The organism is Actinomadura alba, assembly GCF_014323705.1.
GTDB lineage: Bacteria > Actinomycetota > Actinomycetes > Streptosporangiales > Streptosporangiaceae > Actinomadura_C > Actinomadura_C alba.
On the sequence record NZ_JABVEC010000040.1, the window covers coordinates 48,117 to 66,987 of the forward strand.

Sequence of the window (18,871 nt, forward strand, 5' to 3'; positions counted from 1 at the left end):
ACCACCCTCAAGAGGATCCGATGGACGGTGTGATGGTGCGGAGGAGCAGTGGCCGGTCTGCGCGTCCTCGCGGTGGACGATGAACTGCCCGCTCTCGAGGACCTGGGGTATCTTCTGCGCGCCGACCCCCGCGTCGCCGAGGTCAGCACCGCCCGCGACGGCGCCGCCGCGCTGCGGTGCCTCGACCGCGCCCTCGCCGAGGGCCGTCCGGTCGACGCGGTGTTCCTCGACATCCGGATGCCGGGCCTCGACGGGATCGTGCTCGGCAGGTTGCTGTCCCGGTTCGTCCGCCCACCGGAGATCGTCTACGTGACGGCCTACGAGGGACACGCGGTCGACGCGTTCGAGCTGAAGGCCACCGACTACCTGCTCAAGCCGGTCCGGCCGGAGCGGCTCGCCGAGGCCGTCCGCCGGGTGGTGGCGGGCACTGGAACGGGTCCGCTGGCCGTCGCCGAGCCCGAGCCGGTCCCCGTGGAACTGGGCGGGGTCACCCGGTTCGTTCCGGCCACCGAGGTGCACTACGTCGAGGCGCAGGGAGACTACGCGCGCCTGCACACCGCGTCCGGCAGCCACCTCGTCCGCATCCCGCTGAACACGCTCGAGGAGCGATGGCGCGACGCAGGCTTCGTCCGGGTGCACCGCAGCCACCTGGTCTCCCTGCACCACATCGAGCAACTGCGGCTGGACTCCGGCCGGTGCACCGTACGGGTCGGTGGCGCCGAACTCCCGGTCAGCCGCCGCCACACCCGTGAGCTGCGCGATCTCCTCGTCCGCCGGGCCCGCCGGAGCTCCCCCCATGAATGACGACGACACCCCCCCGGCCGTTGAGCCCACCGCTCCACCCGGTGAGCGTTCCGAGTCCTCCGATGCCGAGGGACCCCGCGCGTACCCACATCCCGAAGAGCCCTCGAAGCGCGACGAGCCGCCGAGCGGAGCGAGGCAATCCAACAGAGTGCTGGTCACCAGCCCGCGCACGCGGGCGGCGACGCGGCCGCGCCATCCGGGGACCCGTGAGATCGATGAGCAGACGGGGCTCGGCGAGGTGTACATGCGCTCGCTCATCCGCTCTCAGCTGCGGTTGGCGCTGTCGGTCTGCGTGGCGGTGACCGGCGTGATCGGCGGTCTGCCGGCGCTGTTCCTGCTGGCTCCGGGCCTCGGCGACCTGCGGCTGCTCGGTGTCCCGTTGCCGTGGCTGCTGCTGGCCGTGCTCATATATCCCCTGTTCGTGGTCTGCGCGTGGTGGTACGTACGGCAGGCCGAACGCGTCGAGCAGGACTTCGCCGAACTCGTGGACCACCGGTGAGCGGACCGGCCGGCCCGTACGGCCCGGACAGGGAGCGGACGGCTTGAGCCTCGCGGCGGTCGTGCTGGTCGTGGTCGCGACGGTGTCCATCGGAACGTTCGGGCTGCGCCTGTCGCGTACGACCTCGGACTTCTACGTGGCGTCGCGTACGGTCTCGCCCCTCTGGAACGCGTCGGCGATCGGCGGCGAGTACCTCTCCGCCGCCTCGTTCCTCGGTATCGCGGGCCTGATCCTCGCGTACGGCGCCGACATGCTCTGGTTGCCGGTGGGCTGGACCGGCGGCTATCTGGTGCTGCTCGTCCTGGTCTCGGCGCCGCTGCGCCGGTCCGGCGCCTACACGCTGCCGGACTTCGCCGAGGCCCGGCTGGAGTCGATGCGGGTCCGGCGGGCCGCGAGCGTGCTGGTCGTCCTCATCGGCTGGTTCTATCTGATGCCGCAGTTCCAGAGCGCGGGACTGGTCCTCCGGACGCTGACGGGCGCCCCGGTCTGGGCCGGAGGGCTGCTCGTCGCCGTGGTCGTGGTCGTGAACGTGCTGTCGGGCGGCATGCGCAGCATCACGTTCGTGCAGGCGTTCCAGTACTGGCTGAAGCTGACGGCGCTGGCGGTCCCGGTGATCTTCCTGTTGCTGGCGTGGCGCGGGGACGGGATGCCCGGCATCACCGACCAGCAGTGGCTGGTGCCGCTCGCCGGGACCCGTGAGCATCCGGTCTACGCCACGTACTCCGTGATCCTGGCGACGTTCCTCGGCACCATGGGCCTGCCGCACGTGCTCGTGCGCTTCTACACCAACCCCGACGGGCGGGCCGCGAGACGCACGACTCTGGTGGTGCTCGGGCTGCTCGGGGCCTTCTACCTTCTGCCGGCGCTGTACGGCGCGCTCGGCCGGATCTACGCCCCCGATCTGCTGGTGTCCGGCCACGGCGACGCGGTCGTGCTCACCCTGCCCGAGCGGGTCGTCGGCGGAGCGCTCGGCGACCTGCTCGGCGCGCTGGTCACGGGGGGCGCGTTCGCCGCGTTCCTGTCGACGTCCTCCGGGCTGACCGTGTCGGTGGCGGGCGTCATCGCCCAGGACATCCTGCACGGAGGGGTCCGGTCCTTCCGGGTGGCGACGGTGCTGGCGGTGGCGATGCCGCTGATGCTGGCCACCATGGCCCGGGCGCTGCCCGTGGCCGACGTGGTGGGGCTCGCCTTCGCGGTGGCGGCCTCGACGTTCTGCCCGCTGCTGGTGCTCGGCATCTGGTGGCGGCGGCTCACCGATGCGGGGGCCCTGGCCGGGCTGCTGGTCAGCGGCGGGCTCGCTTGCACCGCCGTGATGTGGACGATCGTGAGCGGGCCGCTCAGGGGTTGGCCGGGGGTGCTGCTGGCCCAGCCCGCGGCCTGGACGGTGCCGATCGCGTTCGGCGTGATGGTGGTGGTCTCGCTGCTGACCCCCGGTCGCGTTCCGGCCGGCGTGGCGCGCACGATGGTGCGGTTGCACGCGCCCGAGACGCTCGACGTCGACCGGGGCGACTGGCACCCGCGCGGTGGGGCCTGACCGGAGATCAAGGTACGGTAACGACCGCTCGACGCACCGAATCGACCGCTCGTCGCACCTGAGTGCGGATGGCCGCAGTACGGGGACGGCCTGCCGACGAGCCCCTCCTCACCCGAACGGGCGCCCCCTACGGTGTGGTGACTCGCATCACATGGTCAGGAGGCTTCGTGAGCACGGCACAGGAGGAAGGGACCGTCTTCGAACGGACCCAGGAGAGCCCAGACTTTCAAGAGTTGCGCCGACGATTCCGCTCTTTCGCCTTTCCGATGACGGTGGCGTTCCTCGCGTGGTACCTGCTCTATGTCATTCTCTCCGGCTGGGCGCGCGATTTCATGGGCGCAAAGCTGGTCGGGCACATCAACGTCGCCCTGGTGTTCGGCATCCTGCAGTTCGTCTCCACCTTCTTGATCGCCTGGCTGTACGCCCGGCGCGCCAACACCAAGCTCGACGCGCTGGCCGACAAGATCCGCCATGAGGTCGAGGGGGAGGCCAAATGAGCCACGAGGCACTCGCCATCACGCTGTTCCTGATCTTCGTCGCGGGAACGCTGGTCATCACGGTCTGGGCCAGCCGGCACACCAAGGACGCCACGGACTTCTACGCCGGCGGCCGGTCCTTCTCGGCCGCGCAGAACGGCATGGCGATCGGCGGCGACTACATGTCCGCCGCCTCGTTCCTCGGCATCGCCGGCCTCATCGCGCTGTTCGGCTACGACGGCTTCCTCTATTCCATCGGGTTCCTGGTGGCCTGGCTCATCGCGCTGCTGCTCGTCGCCGAGCTGATGCGGAACTCCGGCAAGTTCACGATGGCCGACGTGCTGGCGTTCCGGATGAGCCCGCGCCCGGTGCGGACGGCGGCCGGCGTCTCCACCATCACCGTCTCGATCTTCTACCTGCTCGCCCAGATGGTCGGCGCCGGCGCGCTGGTCGCCCTGCTGTTCGGCTTCACCAGCGACTTCGCCAAGGCCGCCACCATCGTCCTCGTCGGCGCACTAATGATCGTCTACGTCGTGGTCGGCGGGATGAAGGGCACCACCTGGGTCCAGATCGTCAAGGCCGTCCTGCTCATGGGCGGCGCGACGCTCGTGACGGTGCTCGTGCTCGGCAAGTTCGGCTTCAACATCTCCACCCTGCTGCGCGACGCCGCGGAGCAGAGCGGCAAGGGCGAGGCGTTCCTCGAGCCGGGGCTGCGCTACGCGACCGAGGCACAGGGCCTCAGCGGCAAGCTCGACCTGATCAGCCTGGGTCTCGCGCTGGTGCTCGGCACGGCCGGCCTGCCGCACATCCTCATCCGCTTCTACACCGTCCCGACCGCGCGCGACGCCCGCAAGTCGGTCCTGTGGGGCATCGGGATCATCGGCACGTTCTACCTGCTCACCCTGGTTCTGGGCTTCGGCGCCGCCGCCCTGGTCGGCACCAAGGAGATCGCCGCGGCCAACCCGGCGGGCAATACCGCGGCGCCACAGCTGGCCGAGAAGATCGGCGAGCTCATCTTCGGTGACGTGGGAGGCACGATCCTGCTGGCGGTGATCGCGGCGGTCGCGTTCGCCACGATCCTTGCGGTGGTGGCGGGGCTGACCTTGGCCTCGTCCTCCTCCTTCGCGCACGACATCTACGCCCACGTGATCAAGAGGGGCAACGTGACCGACAAGGAAGAGGTGCGGGTCGCCCGCATCTCGGCCTTCGTGATCGGCGCCGTCGCCATCGTCCTGGGCATCTTCGCGCAGAAGCTCAATGTGGCGTTCCTCGTTGCGCTGGCCTTCGCGGTGGCCGCGTCCGGGAACCTGCCCGCGATCCTCTACAGCCTGTTCTGGAAGAGGTTCAACACCGCCGGCGCCGTCGCGGCCATCTACGGCGGCCTCGGGTCCGCGGTGCTCCTGGTGTTCTTCTCACCGGTGGTGTCCGGCAGTGAGAAGGCGCTGTTCACCAGTGTGGACTTCTCGTACTTCCCGCTGGAGAACCCGGGCATCGTGTCGATCCCCGTGGGCTTCCTGTGCGGTTGGCTGGGCACGGTGCTCAGCAAGGAGAGCAACCCCGGGAAGTACGCCGAGATCGAGGTGCGCGCGCTGACCGGCGCGCACGCGGAGGGCGCCGTCCACCACTGAGCCGTCCATCTGACCGGTTTCCCGGTCCCTGACGAATCTCTCCCCGCCCACCGGCCGGCCGCGTTGACCCCCGCGGCCGGCCGGTCCCTTTCCCGGGGCCCGGATCGGTGAAGGCACGATCGGCCAGGCCGCGATCGGTGAAGGCACGGTCGGTGAAGGCACGGTCGGCGACGGCGGGGCGCCGATCGGCCATGAGCGGGCATCGGTAGGCTGTCGAGTCCCGTCCATCGCTTCGGCGACCGGAAATACTACCCCTTGTAGTAGTCTGCGCAAGGGTGCGCCGGCGGAGCCGGGCATCGGGCGAGCCCCGCTCGGGCGCGTGACGAACTGCGGAGTGTGAGAGGCGGATCCGTGATCGACGGACTGGCGACGGCGATCATCGTCATCTCGCTGGCCGCCGCGGCGTGGACGCTGGTGCCGGCCGCGCGCGACCGGCCGATCGGCTGGTCGCATCTCGCCGCGCTCGCGGTGGTCGAGCTGGCACTCCTCGTGCAGGTGGTGTTCGCGGTGGTGAAGCTGGCCGGTGGTGAGCAGCCGCGAGAGCTCGCCGTCTTCATCGGCTACCTGGTCGGCTCGCTCATCGTCCTTCCCATCGGCGGCTTCCTCGGGGCCGCCGAGCGGACCCGCTGGGGGGCTGTGGTCGCGGGTGTCGCCTGCCTCGTCGTCCCGGTCCTGGTCATGAGAATGCAGCAGATCTGGCAGGGCACAGTTGGCTGAACGCGCCCGGGCCTCACGCGCGATCTCGGCGGGGCCGGGACGCGCCCTCGTCTTCGTCTACGCCGTCTTCACCCTCGCCGCGGGGGCGCGGTCGGGCGTGCAGATCGCCACCCGGTTCGACGAGGCCCCGCTGGCCTATCTGCTGTCGGCACTGGCCGCGGTGATCTACCTGGTGGCCACGGCCGCGCTGGCCCGCGACGCCCGCCGCGTCGCCGTGGCGGCCTGTGCCGTGGAACTCGCCGGGGTGCTGACGGTCGGTACCCTCAGTCTGGCCGACTCCGCCGCCTTCCCCGACGCGACCGTCTGGTCGGACTACGGCGCTGGTTATGGCTTCGTCCCCCTGGTGCTGCCGATCATCGGACTCCTGTGGCTGCGCCGGACGGCCTCCGCGACCGTCGGCCCATGACCCGGCCGCCCGTACGGCGGGCACGGATGGACCGCGCTGATCCTCACCCGGTCGTCGTCGCGGTGATTTTCTCCAGCACGGCGACGTAGAGGTGCCGCCGGTCCGGTCGCGCTCGTCCGGTGGCGTGCCTCAGGGCCGGGACGGCGGACGTCCCGACCAGCGTGAGCCCGTCGGCGGCCGCCCTGCGCACGCTCGGGTGGGAGTGGGTGAGCAGGCCGACCACCGCCGGGACGGCGGGCTCGTACCCCGCGTGGCACAGGGTCTTGACCGCCGAGCGCACCACGTCGGGCTGCGGGTCGTCGAGCAGGAGCGTGGTGCGGCGCAGGTAGGACGGCCGGTCCAGCACCTTGCGCGCGATGCGGTGGGCGTGCAGGCGGACGCGCGCCTCGGCATGTCCGGACAGCTCGGTGAGCACGTCCTCGAGCTCGGGGTCGTGGTCCGGCCGCCCCGCACTGCCCGGGCTCGTCGGACGGTCGTCGTACGGCTCGGCGAGCCGGGAGAGCGCGCGGCGTATCTGCTCGGGCCGGCCGGCGCGGGCCAGCTCCAGCAGTTCCTCGCGCCGCGGTCCCACACTGGAACGCGCGGGCGGCCGGGCGCGATCGCGCAGCGCGGCGAGGGTGGCGGCGTCCCGCTCGGGGGCGCCCGGGTGGCGCAGCGGCCCCTCCACGAGCACGAGCCGGCCGGCCAGATCGTCACGTCCCTCGGCGATCAGCCGCCTGCGGGTCTCGGCGAGCGGCGCGGTGCGCAGTAGCGGCATCCCGTCGAGCAGATCCAGGAAGCCCCAGGCGCCCGCGTCGAGCCGGCCCGACAACGCCGTGGCGAGCGCGTCGGGAGCCGCCCTCCGAAGCGCCCGCCCGGCCGCCGCGCGGGTGGCGGGGGCACCCCGCTCCCACCATTCCAGCAGCAGGGGGATCAGCCGCTCGACCTCCGGCGGATCCAGATGGGCGGCCGCGCGGGCCACCCGTTCGCGTACCGCCTCGCGGTCGTCGTCGTCGCTGGTGCCGGTGCCGGTGCCGGTGCCGCCCGTGAGGCGCTCGGCCTCCTCCACGGTCAGGGCGCGGGTGAGATCGGCGGTGAGCGCGAGATCGACCCGGCCGCGCAGGAAGGCACGCAGCAGCGCGAGCCTGATCTCGGGCTCCGGCCAGTCGCGCAGGGCCCGGGCCGCGGTTTCGCGACGGCCCGGATCCTCGCCGTCGAGCATGGCGAGCAGCCGGTCGCGCAGCGCCCGCGACCGGGGCTGGTCGAGATCGCCGGAGCGCGGAGCGCGGGCCGGGGCGGCGCCCCGGGCGGTCTCGGCGATGGTCCAGGGCGCTGCGCCGATCGGCTGAAGCGTGCACATCCAGTCCAGCAGCGCCTCGCGCGTCTCGTGACCGGCCGAGGGGAACACCTCGATCAGCGCGTCGAGATGGTCACGCGAGCCGGCCACGCGGGCGACGGGCCCCGCACCGCGCCGGAATTCGTCGAGGGTCTCCGGTGAGCGCGCGGCGGCCCTGAGCGCGGCGCGCCACTCACGCGTCCCGTCTGGCTCCGGCGCGCCCGACGCGGGGCGCTGCGAGAGCATGAAGGCCTCTCGCAGCACACTCTCCTCGACCGTCGCGGGGTCGGGGCCGGAACGCGCGCCGGTGAGCGCGGCCAGGACGTCGGCAAGGGTCAGCACCGCGCCGCACCGTCCCAGCAGGGTCAGCGGGGACCGGCCGCCACCGGATCCGGGTGGCAGCGCGCGTACCCGCGCGGCGAGGTCGAGCGCCGCCGCGGTCGGCAGCCGCGGTGCCACCTCCTCGAGCACGGCGAGCAGACCGTCCCGGTCGTGGCCGCCGAGGTTGGCGAGCCCGGAGATGAGCACCCGGGCCGACCGGGTGAACGTCTCGATCTCGGCCGCCGTCCACGGCTCCGGGCACGACCGCAGCGTGAGCCGCAGGACCGGAGCCCGGCCGGACCGTCCCGTGGCCGCGAGGTCGAGCCAGTTCCCCAGCATCGGCCGGACCCGGCGGAGCCGGTCGGAGGTCACCGGTACGGGCGCGCGCTCATGCTCTTCGACCTCTTCGACCAGGCGCCGCGCGACCTCGATGTTCCAGCCGCGGTCCGCGAGGAGCCGTACGCCGGCGTCCAGGGGATCGTCGTGTGCCGCCGGTGGCCCGGCCGTGGCGGCGATGCCGTGTGCGGCGAACCGGTCCGCCAGCTCTTCTGGCGTTCCGGCGGCGAGGATGAGCCGCCCCCGCGCGACCAGCGCCAGCAGGATCGGCCCGGCCGGCGATCCCTGGTCTACGAGAGCGCCCACCGCGCGGGCCGAGAGCCGGCGGCTCAGGGCTTCGAGCAGGAGCGTGCGGGTCCGTTCGTCACCGGAACGGTCGGCCGCGGCGAGCACGGTCGCGGGGTAGGCGTCGCCCAGGATCGCGCGCAAGGCACCGGCCAGTTCGTCGCGCAGGCCGGGATTGTCATGACGGCCGAGCCAGGACAGCAGGCCCGGCACCGCGGCGGGCGTCCCGGTACGGGCCAGTACGCGGGCGGCGGTCCTCTTGACGTTCATGTTGGGATGTTCGAGGCACGCCGCGATCGCGTGGCACGCCCAGCGGGCACGCGCGTGACCGAGCGCGAGCAGCGCCTGCCGTACGGTCTGCACGTCACCGGCGGAGGTGAGCGAGATCAGGCTCGCCGACAGCGCCTGCGCGTCATCACCGGTGGCGTCGCGGGTGAGCAGTGCTATCGCCTGCTTGCGCACGTGCCGGTCGCGGTGGCGCAGCAACCGGTGCACCCGGGCCCGGATGCCGGGGAGCGGCGCCCGACCCAGCAGATCCAGCAGGATCGCCTGCTCGCCGGGGTGCAGGCCCGGCCGTTCCAGCAGGTCCAGTGCCACTCCGGCGACCAGCGCGTGGCCGGCCTCTCGCACGTCCGCGGCGTCGAGCAGGCAGTGCGGCCGGATGCGGCCCCGCTCATGCAGCCGGCCGCCGAGCTCGCGCAGGGCCGTCACGACCTCCTGCGGTACGGCGGGTTCAGTGGTGGAGCCGGTACCCGGGGACCACCCGGCCGCGGGGGAGGGCAGGGCGGCCCCGTCCGGCTCCCACGACGCCGCGAGCCCGGACACGATGCCCAGAAGCAGATCGGTGACGGCCGGCACCGCGCTCGCGCCGCCGTTGCGGGCGAGCCTGCACAGCGCCTCCACCGGCCGGTCGGCGTCGAGATCGGAACTCAGCACGGTGAGCTCCCGCTCGTCCGGCGCGCCTAGATCGGCGGCGATCCGGCCGGGCAGATCTCGGGGCGTAAGGCGGGGGAGGAGCGCCCGTCGGCCCTTGGGATCGTCGGTCAGCTGCCACAGCAACTCCAGCGCCCGATGCCGCACCGGCCGCAGGTGTGCCGCGACGGCACCGGGACCGGCGTCCGTGCCGTGCGGCCCGCTCAGGCCGAGCCCCTCTCTCAGCGCGGCGGCCGTCCGCCGCCCGCCGATGGCCTGGAGGGCGTCGAGCGCCGCGGCGGGGGCACGCGGCAACGTCGCGATGACCGCGTCCTCGGCGGCCTGGTGGCGCAGAGCGCGAAGCGCGTGCAGGAACGGGGCCGGATCGGGCGCCGAGGGCAGCATCCCGGTCACGGCCGCCCCGATCGGCAGGTCGCCGGTGCCCTGCCCGGCGAGCGCCACCAGCAGCTCGAGGCGTCGTGGCCAGCCCGGATCATCCGGGGGCGCGGCGGCGAGCACCCGGAACGCCTCGTGCCGGCAGGTGAACAGGATGGTGGTGAACTCCGACGCCGAGACGGTGTGGTCGGCGAGCGCGAGAGCGATGACCGCGGGGACGTCGGCGTCGGCTGGGAAACGGCCCCGCCGGTGCAGCCGTCGCAGGCAGCCCACCGCCGGCCCGGCGAGCAGCAGAGGGTCCTCCGCGGCGATCTCCATGAGGTCGCGGATGTCGGCGCGGCCGGTCAGCTCACCGAGCAGCTCCAGCGATCGGCGGCGGAGTCCCGGCGGCCCGCCGGGTTCCGCCGCGAGCTCCCACAGCACATCGGCGTGTCCATGGCGGACGGCCGCCTCGACCACCGCATCCGTCACGTCCGGCATGGCGGCGCCGTCCCTCAGGAACCCGCGCAGGCGCTCGGCGGGAAGCGGATCGAGCGCGGCCCACGGCTCGGCCAGTTCACGCAGCGCGGCGGCGGCGACCCCGGCGTGGGCGGTGCCGTTCTGGGCGGTGTCGTTCTGGGCGGTGTGGTTCTGGCTGGTGTGGTTCTGGGCGGTGTGGTTCTGGGTGGCGAGGCCGGCGAGGTCGGCGAGGTGCGCGCGGGCCCTGGCGGGAGTCAGCAGCGCGCCGTACAGCGCCTCGCGCACCACCCGGAGCGCCTCGGCGCACAGCACCGGGTCGCCATCGGCCATCAGTTCCCGCGCGAGCACCGCCGGGTCGTCCACGTCGGTGGCGCCGATGCCGCGTACGGCCTGGTAGAGCAGCTCACCGGCCGGGTCGCCGCGGACGGCCGCCGGCCGGTCGGCGATCTCGGCGGACAGCCAGGCGATCCGCACCGGAACGGGCAGCCCGGCCGTACGCCACGGGGGCAGGCTCCCCGGGGGCAGGTACGGCCGCAGCCGCAGGTGGAGACGGGCCTGGAGCAGCGATGCCTCGGGGGAGCCGTCGAGCGAGCCCGGCAGCAGCGCCGCGAGCTCGGCGAGTTCCGCCGGCCCGGTCGGCCCGGTGGGTCCGCTGGGTCCGGTGTCCGGCCGAGCCGCCGTGACCCGATCGGCGAGGTGGACCAGGCCGAGTCGCCGCACCCGTGGCGCGTCATGCCGCAGGAGCCGCCGCAGCACGTCGTGCGTGCAGGACTCGGCGTCGAGGTGGGCGGACAGCCACGCCACGTCCCCGCGTTCGATCGCGGCAAGAACGGGTGCGCCGGGTTCGCGGTGTTCGCCGACCGGTTTCATCACGGCGATTCTAGGTCGCTGCGGTCGTACCGCGGTCCGGGCGGTGATCTCGGGTGACGGTGATCTCGGGTGACGGTCTCGGGCAGACTGGGCGGGTGCGTGACGAGCTGATGGCCCTGCCGGTCCGCCATGTCGTCCCGCGACTCCACGCGGCGCTGGCCGGGGCCGGGGCTGCCGTGCTGGCCGCGCCGCCGGGTACCGGGAAGACGACGCTCGTGCCGCTCGCGCTGGCCGGGGTGCTGCCCGAGCTGCCCGGTGGGCCGGATCGGCTCCACCGGGTGATCGTCGCCGAGCCCCGGCGACTGGCCGCCCGCGCGGCCGCCCGGCGGATGGCATGGCTGCTGGGCGAGCCGGTCGGCCGGCGAGTGGGCTTCACGGTGCGCGGGGAGCGCAGGCCCGGCTCGCTGATCGAGGTGGTCACCACCGGGGTGCTGCTCCAGCGGCTCCAGCGCGAGCCCGAGCTGGACGGGGTGGGTGTCGTGCTGCTCGACGAGTGCCACGAGCGGCACTTGGACGCCGACACGGCGCTCGCCTTCCTGCTCGATTCGCGTGCGGCGCTGCGGCCGGACCTGCGACTCGTGGCCGCCTCGGCGACCGCCGACACCGGGCCGTGGGCCGGGCTCCTGGGCGGGGAGCCGCGCGCCGGATCCGGTCCCGGCCCGGCTCCGGTCGTCGCCGCCGAGGGCGTGGCGCATCCGGTCGACGTCGTCTGGGCCCCGCCGGCCCGGCCGCCGCGGCCACCGCACGGCATGCACGTCGACCCGGTGCTGCTCGGCCACGTGGCCGCGACCGTACGGCGGGCGCTCACCGAGCGGGACGGCGACGTGCTGTGCTTCCTGCCCGGCGTCGGTGAGATCGCGAAGGTCGCGGGCGCGCTCTCCGGCGTGGAGGCGCAGGTGCTGCAGGTGCACGGCCAGGCGTCCGCCGCCGTACAGGACGCGGTGCTGCGGCCGGCGGAGCGGCGCCGCGTCGTGCTCGCGACCTCGGTGGCGGAGTCGAGCCTGACCGTGCCCGGCGTACGGGCCGTCGTCGACTCGGGACTGGCCAGGGAACCGCGCACCGACCACGCCCGGGGGCTGAGCTCGCTGACCACCGTGCGGGCGTCCCGCGCCGCGGCCGACCAGCGGGCCGGACGGGCCGGCCGGGAGGCCCCGGGCACGGTCTACCGCTGCTGGAGCGAGGCCGAGCACGCACGGCTGCCCGAGCGGCCGCGGCCCGAGATCGCGCTGGCCGACCTGACCGGCTTCGCCCTCCAGGCGGCATGCTGGGGCGATCCGGACGCGACCGGGCTGGCTCTGCTCGACCCGCCGCCCCCGGCGGCGATGCGGGCGGCCGGCGAGACCCTGCGCGCGATCGGCGCGGTCGACTCCGCCGGACGGGCGACCCCCCGGGGACGCCGGATGGCCCGGGTCGGTGCGCACCCCCGGCTGGCCCGGGCCCTGCTGGACGGGGCCGCGCGGGTCGGCGCCCGACCGGCCGCCGAGGTGGTGGCGCTGCTGTCGGAGCGGCCGCCGCCCGGGGCCGGAGACGACCTGACCGCGCTCTGGCGCTCCGCCCGGCGGGGCGGCGACGGCCACGCCGCCCGGTGGAGGGCCGAGGCACGGCGGCTGGAGGACGCGCTCCGCGACCTCGACCCCGCGCCGCCCACCCGGCCTGTGGGGGGTGATGACGCGGTCGCGGGAGTGGTGGTGGCGTTGGCGTTCCCCGAACGGGTGGCGAGGGCCCGGCGCGGATCCGGGCATCTGATGGTGTCCGGCACCGGGGCGGTGCTCTCGGACGGCTCGTCGCTCGCGGCGGCGCCCTGGCTGGCCGTCGCGGTCGCCGACCGGCCGGCCGGCTCGGCCTCGGCCCGCGTCCGCCAGGCCGTGGTCATCGATGAGGACACCGCCCGCCTCGCCGCCGCCTCCCTGCACTCCACGGCCGACGAGGTCGGCTGGGCCGACGGGGACGTCATCGCACGCAGGGTCGAGCGGCTCGGCGCCGTCGAGCTGTTCGCGGCGCCGTTGCGCGACCCCGACCCGGCGCTCGTGACGGCCGCCCTGCTGGACGGTCTGCGCAAGGAGGGGCCGTCCCTGCTCACCTGGACCAGGGACGCCACCGCGATGCGCGAGCGCCTCGCCTTCTGCCACGCGGTGATCGGTGAGCCGTGGCCGGCGGTCGACGACGCGGCGCTGCTGGACAGGGCGGCCGACTGGCTGCCGCTGGCGGCTGCGCGCCGCCGGGCCGACCTGGAGCGGATCGACGTCGCGGCGGCGCTGCGCCGCCTCCCGCCGTGGGAGTGCGCGGCACGGCTCGACGACCTCGCCCCCGAGCGGGTCACCGTGCCGAGCGGCTCCCGGGTCCGGGTCGACTACTCCGGCGAGCGACCCGTACTGGCCGTGAAGCTGCAGGAGCTGTTCGGCTGGGACGCCGCGCCACGGCTGGCGGGCGGCCGCGTACCGATGGTGGTCCATCTGCTCTCTCCGGCGGGTCGACCCGCCGCGGTGACCGCCGACCTGGCGTCGTTCTGGCGGGACGGTTACCGCGGCGTACGGGCCGAGCTTCGCGGCCGCTACCCGCGGCACCCTTGGCCGGAGGACCCCACCACCGCGCAGCCGACCCGCCGGGCCGCCCCGCGCCGCCGCTGAGGGACCCGCCGTGGGCGGGACGGCAGCGTGAATCCGCGGCGAGCCGCCATCGGGATGGAGCGCGATCTTCCGGTTGCGCTGCGTGCGCGCCGCCGGTCGCCCATACTGGTCCGATGGCCGACGGCGCGGGCTCTGGCGGGGGAGCCGACGAGCTGGACCCGACGGGCGTCATGGACGCCCTGAGCGCTCTGCGCGTTCCCATCGCCGTCGATCCCACGGTGGTGCTCGACGACGCGTTCCTGCTCGGCCGACTGCTCGCCACGGTCGAGATCAAGGCGGGCGCCGGAGGCGGGCACGCCGACTGGGGCAACTTCGACGCCGGTTACCTGTCGGTCATCGCGACCCCTGACACGCCGCAGTCGCAGATCCTGGTGCACGTCGGCATCAAGCGGCTGATCCGTACCGTGCGGCAGTTGCGCGAGGTCGACGGCGTGGCCGCGCAGGCGGCGCTCAAAGGGCTGACCGGGGTGGTGTCGGCGCTGTTCGTCGAGGCCCTCGTCGCCGACGACGACACCCCGCTTGAGGAGTTCATCGAGCCGCTCGACGAGGCCAGGAAGCTGCTCGACCAGGCGACCGACAAGGTCGCCGAGTTGCAGGGCACGCTCAGGGAGTTCCGCCCCGGGCCGTGAGCCAGGGCCGAGCGCCCTCCCGTCCGCGATGAGCACGGGGCGCGGCACTCCGCGCCGAAAGGCCCCATTGACCGTTTTGACGGAAAAGTTTACGTTGAGGGCTCTGGAAAGCGCTTTCTGCTCTGGGACCTGACCAAGTTCCCCGCCCACCCATCGGGAGCGCCATGAGACGCCTCGTCCGTAGACCCCTGTCCCCGTTCGCCGCCGCCATGCTCGTACTCGCCCTCGTGCTGGGGCTGGTGACACCTGCCTCGGCCGCGGCCGCGCGGTACCGTGTGCTGGTCTTCTCGAAGGTCACGAACTTCCACCACGATTCGATCCCCGCGGGCATCGCCGCGATTGAGAAGCTCGGAACCGAGCACGACTTCGAGGTCGAGGCCACCGACGACGCGGGCGCCTTCACCGACGACAACCTCGCCCGCTTCCAGGCCATCGTGTTCAACAACACCAACTCCACTCCGGAGAAGGGCGACCTGCTGAACGCCGAACAGCGCGCGGCCCTGCAGAAATTCGTCCGGGGCGGCGGCGGCTGGGTCGGCCTGCACGCCGCGTCGGCGAGTGAACGCGACTGGCCCTGGTACGAGGGGCTGGTCGGCGCGATCTTCGACCAGCACCCGGAGATCCAGACCGGCCGGGTCAAGGTGCTCGACCACGCCCACCCCTCCACGAAGGACCTGCCGGACCTCTGGGAGCGCACCGAGGAGTGGTACAACTGGCGGGTCAATCCCACCGGGAAGGTCCACACCCTCACGCAGATCAAGGTGCGTGACGGGGTCAACGGGCTGGACGAAGGCGTCGATCACCCGAGTTCCTGGTGCCAGAAGTACGAGGGCGGCCGTTCCTGGTACACCGCCCTCGGCCACGCGGCCGCCACGTACTCCGAGCCGACATTCCTGAAGCACGTGCTCGGCGGCATCGAGTGGGCGGCCGGAGCGGTTCCCGGCGACTGCTCGGCGACCGAGACGGGCAACTTCCAGCGGGTCCCGCTCGTGACCGAGGACCTCGCCGACCCGTTCGAGCTGGCGGTCGCACCGGACCGGCGGGTCTTCTTCGCCCAGCGCACCGGCGAGCTCAAGGTGATCGACCAGAGCTCCCTGCGGGTCACCACCGCGCTGGACTTCGACTACTCCCCGGAGATGACCAGCCAGTCCGACGGCCTGCTCGGGCTGGCCCTCGACCCGAAGTTCGGGGAGAACCACTGGTTGTACCTCCTGCATTCGGACAAGGTGGAGAACCGGCTGAACCTCTCCCGGTTCACCGTGTCCGGCAACACGGTCGACCCCTCGACGCAGAAGGTGCTGCTGACCGTCCCGACATGGCGCGGCGAAGGCCGGGCCAACGTCCACATGGCCGGCTCGCTCACCTTCGACGCCGAGGGCGACCTCTACGTGGCGACCGGTGACAACACCGACCCCTTCGCCTCCGACGGCTTCACCCCGATCGACGAGCGCGAAGGACGCCGCGCCTGGGACGCCCAGGCCACCGCCGGCAACACCAACGACCTGCGCGGCAAGATCCTGCGCATCACGCCGCAGGACGACGGAACCTACGACATCCCCGAGGGCAACCTCTTCGAGCCGGGCGCCGACAAGACCCAGCCCGAGATCTACGCGATGGGCATGCGCAACCCGTTCCGGATCACCACCGATCCGCTCAGCGGCGCGCTGCTCGTCGCCGACTACGGTCCGGACGCCCGCCAGGCCAACCCGAACCGAGGTCCCGAGGGCACGGTCGAGTTCAACCGCATCACCAAGGCCGGCAACTACGGCTGGCCCTACTGCGTGGGGAACAACACGCCGTTCAACGACTACGACTTCGCGACGGGGACCTCCGGCGCGAAGTTCGACTGCGCGGCCCCCGTGAACGGCTCGCCCAACAACACCGGGCTGCGCGAGCTTCCGCCCACGCAGCCGGCGCTCGTGTGGTACGCCTACTCCGCCTCGGCGGAGTTCCCCGAGCTCGGCACCGGGGGCGGCGGCCCGATGAGCGGCCCGGTGTACGACTACGACCCGGCCAACTCGAGCAAGACCAAGTTCCCCGAGTACTTCGAGGGCAAGTGGATCACCTACGAGCTCACCCGCAGGTGGTTCAAGACCCTGTCCATCCAGCGAAGCGACCAGACGTTCACCGACCCGCGCTTCGCCTCCGCCCGCAAGGGCGACCTGCAGTCGATCAACACGGTCTTCCCCGACATGTCGTGGATCCAGCCGTTCGAAGCGACCTTCGGGCCGGACGGCTCGCTCTACGTCATCGACTTCGGCGAGGGCAGCGGCACCGGGCGCGGCGGCAGCAACGAGGGCGCGGGCATCTACCGGATCGACTACGTGGCCGACGGCCGGCCGCCGATCGCGAAGATCTCCGCCACCCCCGACTCGGGTCCCGCGCCGCTGACGGTGAAGTTCTCCAGCGCGGGCTCGGAGTCCCCCGAGGGCGCGCCCCTCACGTACGCGTGGGACTTCGACGGCGACGGCACCACCGACTCGACCGAGGCCAACCCGACCCACACCTACACCACGAAGGGCCGCTTCAGCGCCCGGCTGACCGTCGAAGGTCCGGAGGATCTCACCGGTGTCGCCGTACACGACATCACGGTCGGCAACAGCCGGCCCGAGGTGAAGATCCAGGCGCCGCCGGACGGCGGGATGTTCGACTTCGGTGACACCATCCCGTTCACGGTCAAGGTCAAGGACGCCGAGGACGGGGCCATCGACTGCGGCCGGGTGGTCGTGCAGTCCCAGCTCGGCCACGACAGCCATCTGCATCCGCTGGACAACTACACCGGCTGTACGGGTGAGATCGTGACCGACCCGGGTGACAGTCACGGCCCGGGACAGAACCTCTACTACGCGATCAGCGCGCAGTACGAGGACAAGGGAGCACCCGGCGTTCCGAGCCTGGTCGGGTCAGCGGCACTGACGCTGCGGGCGAAGTACCGGGAGGCCGAGCACTTCACCGCGACGGGCGGTGCGGGCGGCGGCGTCCAGGTCGGGAACCGTGCCGACGCCTCGGCCGGCAAGCGGCTCATTGAGATCGAGCACGGCGACTGGATCACGTTCGACCCCGCCCACCTCAAGGGGATCGACTCGGTGACCCTCGGCGTGTCCTCGGGCGGGCTCGGCGGGGACGTCGAGTTCCGGGCGGGGTCGCCCACCGGGCCGCTGCTCGGCAAGGCGACGGTCCCGAACACCGGTGGCTTTGGCAACGTGGTGTCGCCGACGATCGACCTCGCCGACCCGGAGGGGACGGTACGGCTCTACGTGGTGTTCACCAACCCCGGCTGGTCGCCGGACAAGCCCGACCTGCTCTCCCTCGACTGGCTGCACTTCAACGGCAAGGGCGTCGAGAAGCGCCCGGGCGGGGAGGTGTCCGTGACGGCCGCTCCAAGCGAGGGCCCGGCCCCGCTCACCGTGTCCCTCCAGGGTCAGGCGCGGTTGCCGAGCGGGCGGACCGCCACGAGCTGGCACTGGAACTTCGGCGACAACACGGCGGCGGACGGTGGCGCCACCGCGTCCCACACCTATGCCAGGAAGGGCACCTACACCGCGCACCTGACCGTCACCGACGACAAGGGTGACACGACGACCGGATCGGTCGAGATCACGGTCGGCTGAGCCATGAGAGGACGGTGGCCGGGGTCGTCGCCCCGGCCACCCGCCCTCACCCGCTCACGACCTCTCACCCGTTCACACAGGAGATGGAGCCATGAACGACTCGACGCGAATCGGCAGACCCGGGACGGGCATCAGCCGGCGTTCCTTCCTCGGCGGCGCGCTGGGCGCCACGGCGGCGGCCGCCGTGGTCGCAGGCACGGCGGCATCGGCACGTGCCGACGATCTCGCCGGTGCGGGGGACGCCAAGCGGCCTATCCCGCCGAGCGGTATCGGCATGCACCTGTACACCATGCGCGGACCCCTCGCGCAGGACTTCGAGGGCACGCTCGCGCAACTGGCCGCCATCGGCTACGCCACCGTCGGCGTGAGCGGACGCCACGGCCACGACGCCGCCCAGATCCGGGGCATGCTCGACCGCACCGGGCTCAAGGCCGTACTCGAGCACGTCGGGTACGGCACGATAGCGAACGGTGGCTGGCAGCAGGCCCTGGAGGACGTTCGTACGCTCGGCGGCAAGTGGATCGTCATCCCCAGCCTGCCAGGATCGATGCTGAACCCCGCGGGATACCGCGAGGCCGCCCGGGCGTTCAACGAGGCCGGACTGGCCGCACGGGAGGCCGGGCTCAAGCTGCTGTTCCACAACCACGAACCCGACCACAGAGTCGTGCAGGGAGAACTGCTCTACGACATTCTGCTCAACGAGACCGACCCCGCGCTCGTCGGCTTCGAGCTCGACCTGTACTGGGCGGCCAAGGGCGGCGCCGACCCCGCCCGCCTGTTCCAGGAACATCCGCGGCGTTTCCCCGCGCTGCATGTCAAGGACATGGCCCCGAACGGCGACTTCGCCGACGTGGGCTCCGGCGTCCTCGACTTCGCGGCGATGTTCCAGTCCGCCCGGCGCGGCGGCGTTAAGCAGTGGCTGGTCGAGCACGACCGTCCGGCCGACGCCTTCCAGACCGCCCGCAACAGCTACGCCCACCTGGCCGCTCTGCGGTTCTGACGTCGACTCGTGGCGTGTCGGGGTCCCGGACGCCGTGTCGGGCCCG

Annotated in this window: 12 protein-coding genes; 11 read left to right on the forward strand and 1 reads right to left on the reverse strand. The window is 72.9% G+C overall.

Features of this window, described 5'->3' with window-relative positions; all coding sequences use genetic code 11:
- Nucleotides 1–48 precede the first annotated feature (48 nt).
- From HKK74_RS33545 to HKK74_RS33575, 7 genes are all read left to right on the forward strand, one after another.
- A complete protein-coding gene (locus HKK74_RS33545; protein WP_187247425.1) occupies nt 49–804 on the forward strand; it encodes a LytR/AlgR family response regulator transcription factor in 756 nt (251 codons plus the stop codon).
- Nucleotides 797–1,303 carry a DUF485 domain-containing protein gene (locus HKK74_RS33550; RefSeq protein WP_246492236.1) on the forward strand — a complete coding sequence of 169 codons (507 nt, stop codon included), beginning with the start codon at nt 797–799 and terminating at the stop codon, nt 1,301–1,303. The genes HKK74_RS33545 and HKK74_RS33550 overlap by 8 nt, the downstream gene beginning before the upstream one ends.
- 43 nt (nt 1,304–1,346) lie before the next feature.
- Entirely contained in the window at nt 1,347–2,837 is a 1,491-nt protein-coding gene (locus HKK74_RS33555) for a sodium/solute symporter (protein WP_187247426.1), read from the forward strand.
- 167 nt (nt 2,838–3,004) lie between these two features.
- Nucleotides 3,005–3,334, forward strand: a complete 330-nt coding sequence (locus HKK74_RS41150; RefSeq protein WP_312882045.1) for a DUF485 domain-containing protein — start codon at nt 3,005–3,007, stop codon at nt 3,332–3,334.
- A complete protein-coding gene (locus HKK74_RS33565) occupies nt 3,331–4,941 on the forward strand; it encodes a monocarboxylic acid transporter (RefSeq protein WP_187247428.1) in 1,611 nt (536 codons plus the stop codon). Before HKK74_RS41150 ends, HKK74_RS33565 begins: the two co-directional genes overlap by 4 nt.
- Before the next feature lie 351 nt (nt 4,942–5,292).
- The gene (locus HKK74_RS33570) at nt 5,293–5,658 is read left to right on the forward strand and encodes a hypothetical protein (RefSeq protein ID WP_187247429.1); all 366 of its coding nucleotides are present in this window, start codon (nt 5,293–5,295) and stop codon (nt 5,656–5,658) included.
- Nucleotides 5,651–6,064 (forward strand): hypothetical protein, encoded by a 414-nt coding sequence (locus HKK74_RS33575; RefSeq protein ID WP_187247430.1) that lies wholly within the window; start codon nt 5,651–5,653, stop codon nt 6,062–6,064. Before HKK74_RS33570 ends, HKK74_RS33575 begins: the two co-directional genes overlap by 8 nt.
- Before the next feature lie 43 nt (nt 6,065–6,107).
- Here HKK74_RS33575 and HKK74_RS33580 read toward each other — a convergent pair whose 3' ends face one another.
- Entirely contained in the window at nt 6,108–10,958 is a 4,851-nt protein-coding gene (locus HKK74_RS33580) for a HEAT repeat domain-containing protein (protein ID WP_187247431.1), read from the reverse strand.
- Between the two features lie 95 nt (nt 10,959–11,053).
- Here HKK74_RS33580 and hrpB point away from each other — a divergent pair, with 95 nt between their 5' ends.
- The 4 genes from hrpB (at nt 11,054) to HKK74_RS33600 (ending at nt 18,825) form a co-directional block, all read left to right on the forward strand.
- Entirely contained in the window at nt 11,054–13,585 is a 2,532-nt protein-coding gene (gene hrpB / locus HKK74_RS33585) for an ATP-dependent helicase HrpB (protein ID WP_312882046.1), read from the forward strand.
- 113 nt (nt 13,586–13,698) lie between these two features.
- The gene (locus tag HKK74_RS33590; protein ID WP_187247432.1) at nt 13,699–14,214 is read left to right on the forward strand and encodes a hypothetical protein; all 516 of its coding nucleotides are present in this window, start codon (nt 13,699–13,701) and stop codon (nt 14,212–14,214) included.
- 164 nt (nt 14,215–14,378) lie between these two features.
- The gene (locus HKK74_RS33595) at nt 14,379–17,825 is read left to right on the forward strand and encodes a ThuA domain-containing protein (RefSeq protein WP_187247433.1); all 3,447 of its coding nucleotides are present in this window, start codon (nt 14,379–14,381) and stop codon (nt 17,823–17,825) included.
- A gap of 91 nt (nt 17,826–17,916) precedes the next feature.
- Complete coding sequence (locus HKK74_RS33600; RefSeq protein ID WP_187247434.1) at nt 17,917–18,825, forward strand: sugar phosphate isomerase/epimerase family protein; 909 nt, start codon at nt 17,917–17,919, stop codon at nt 18,823–18,825.
- The last annotated feature ends 46 nt before the right edge of the window (nt 18,826–18,871 follow it).

What these genes read in the sequence shown, in the direction of transcription:
- HKK74_RS33590 (WP_187247432.1), top strand. Translation starts at nt 13,699, where the DNA reads ATGGCCGACGGCGCGGGCTCTGGCGGGGGAGCCGACGAGCTGGACCCG.
- HKK74_RS33565 (WP_187247428.1), top strand. Translation starts at nt 3,331, where the DNA reads ATGAGCCACGAGGCACTCGCCATCACGCTGTTCCTGATCTTCGTCGCG.
- HKK74_RS33600 (WP_187247434.1), top strand. Translation starts at nt 17,917, where the DNA reads ATGAACGACTCGACGCGAATCGGCAGACCCGGGACGGGCATCAGCCGG.
- HKK74_RS33550 (WP_246492236.1), top strand. Translation starts at nt 797, where the DNA reads ATGAATGACGACGACACCCCCCCGGCCGTTGAGCCCACCGCTCCACCC.
- HKK74_RS33580 (WP_187247431.1), bottom strand. Translation starts at nt 10,958, where the DNA reads ATGAAACCGGTCGGCGAACACCGCGAACCCGGCGCACCCGTTCTTGCC.
- HKK74_RS33595 (WP_187247433.1), top strand. Translation starts at nt 14,379, where the DNA reads ATGAGACGCCTCGTCCGTAGACCCCTGTCCCCGTTCGCCGCCGCCATG.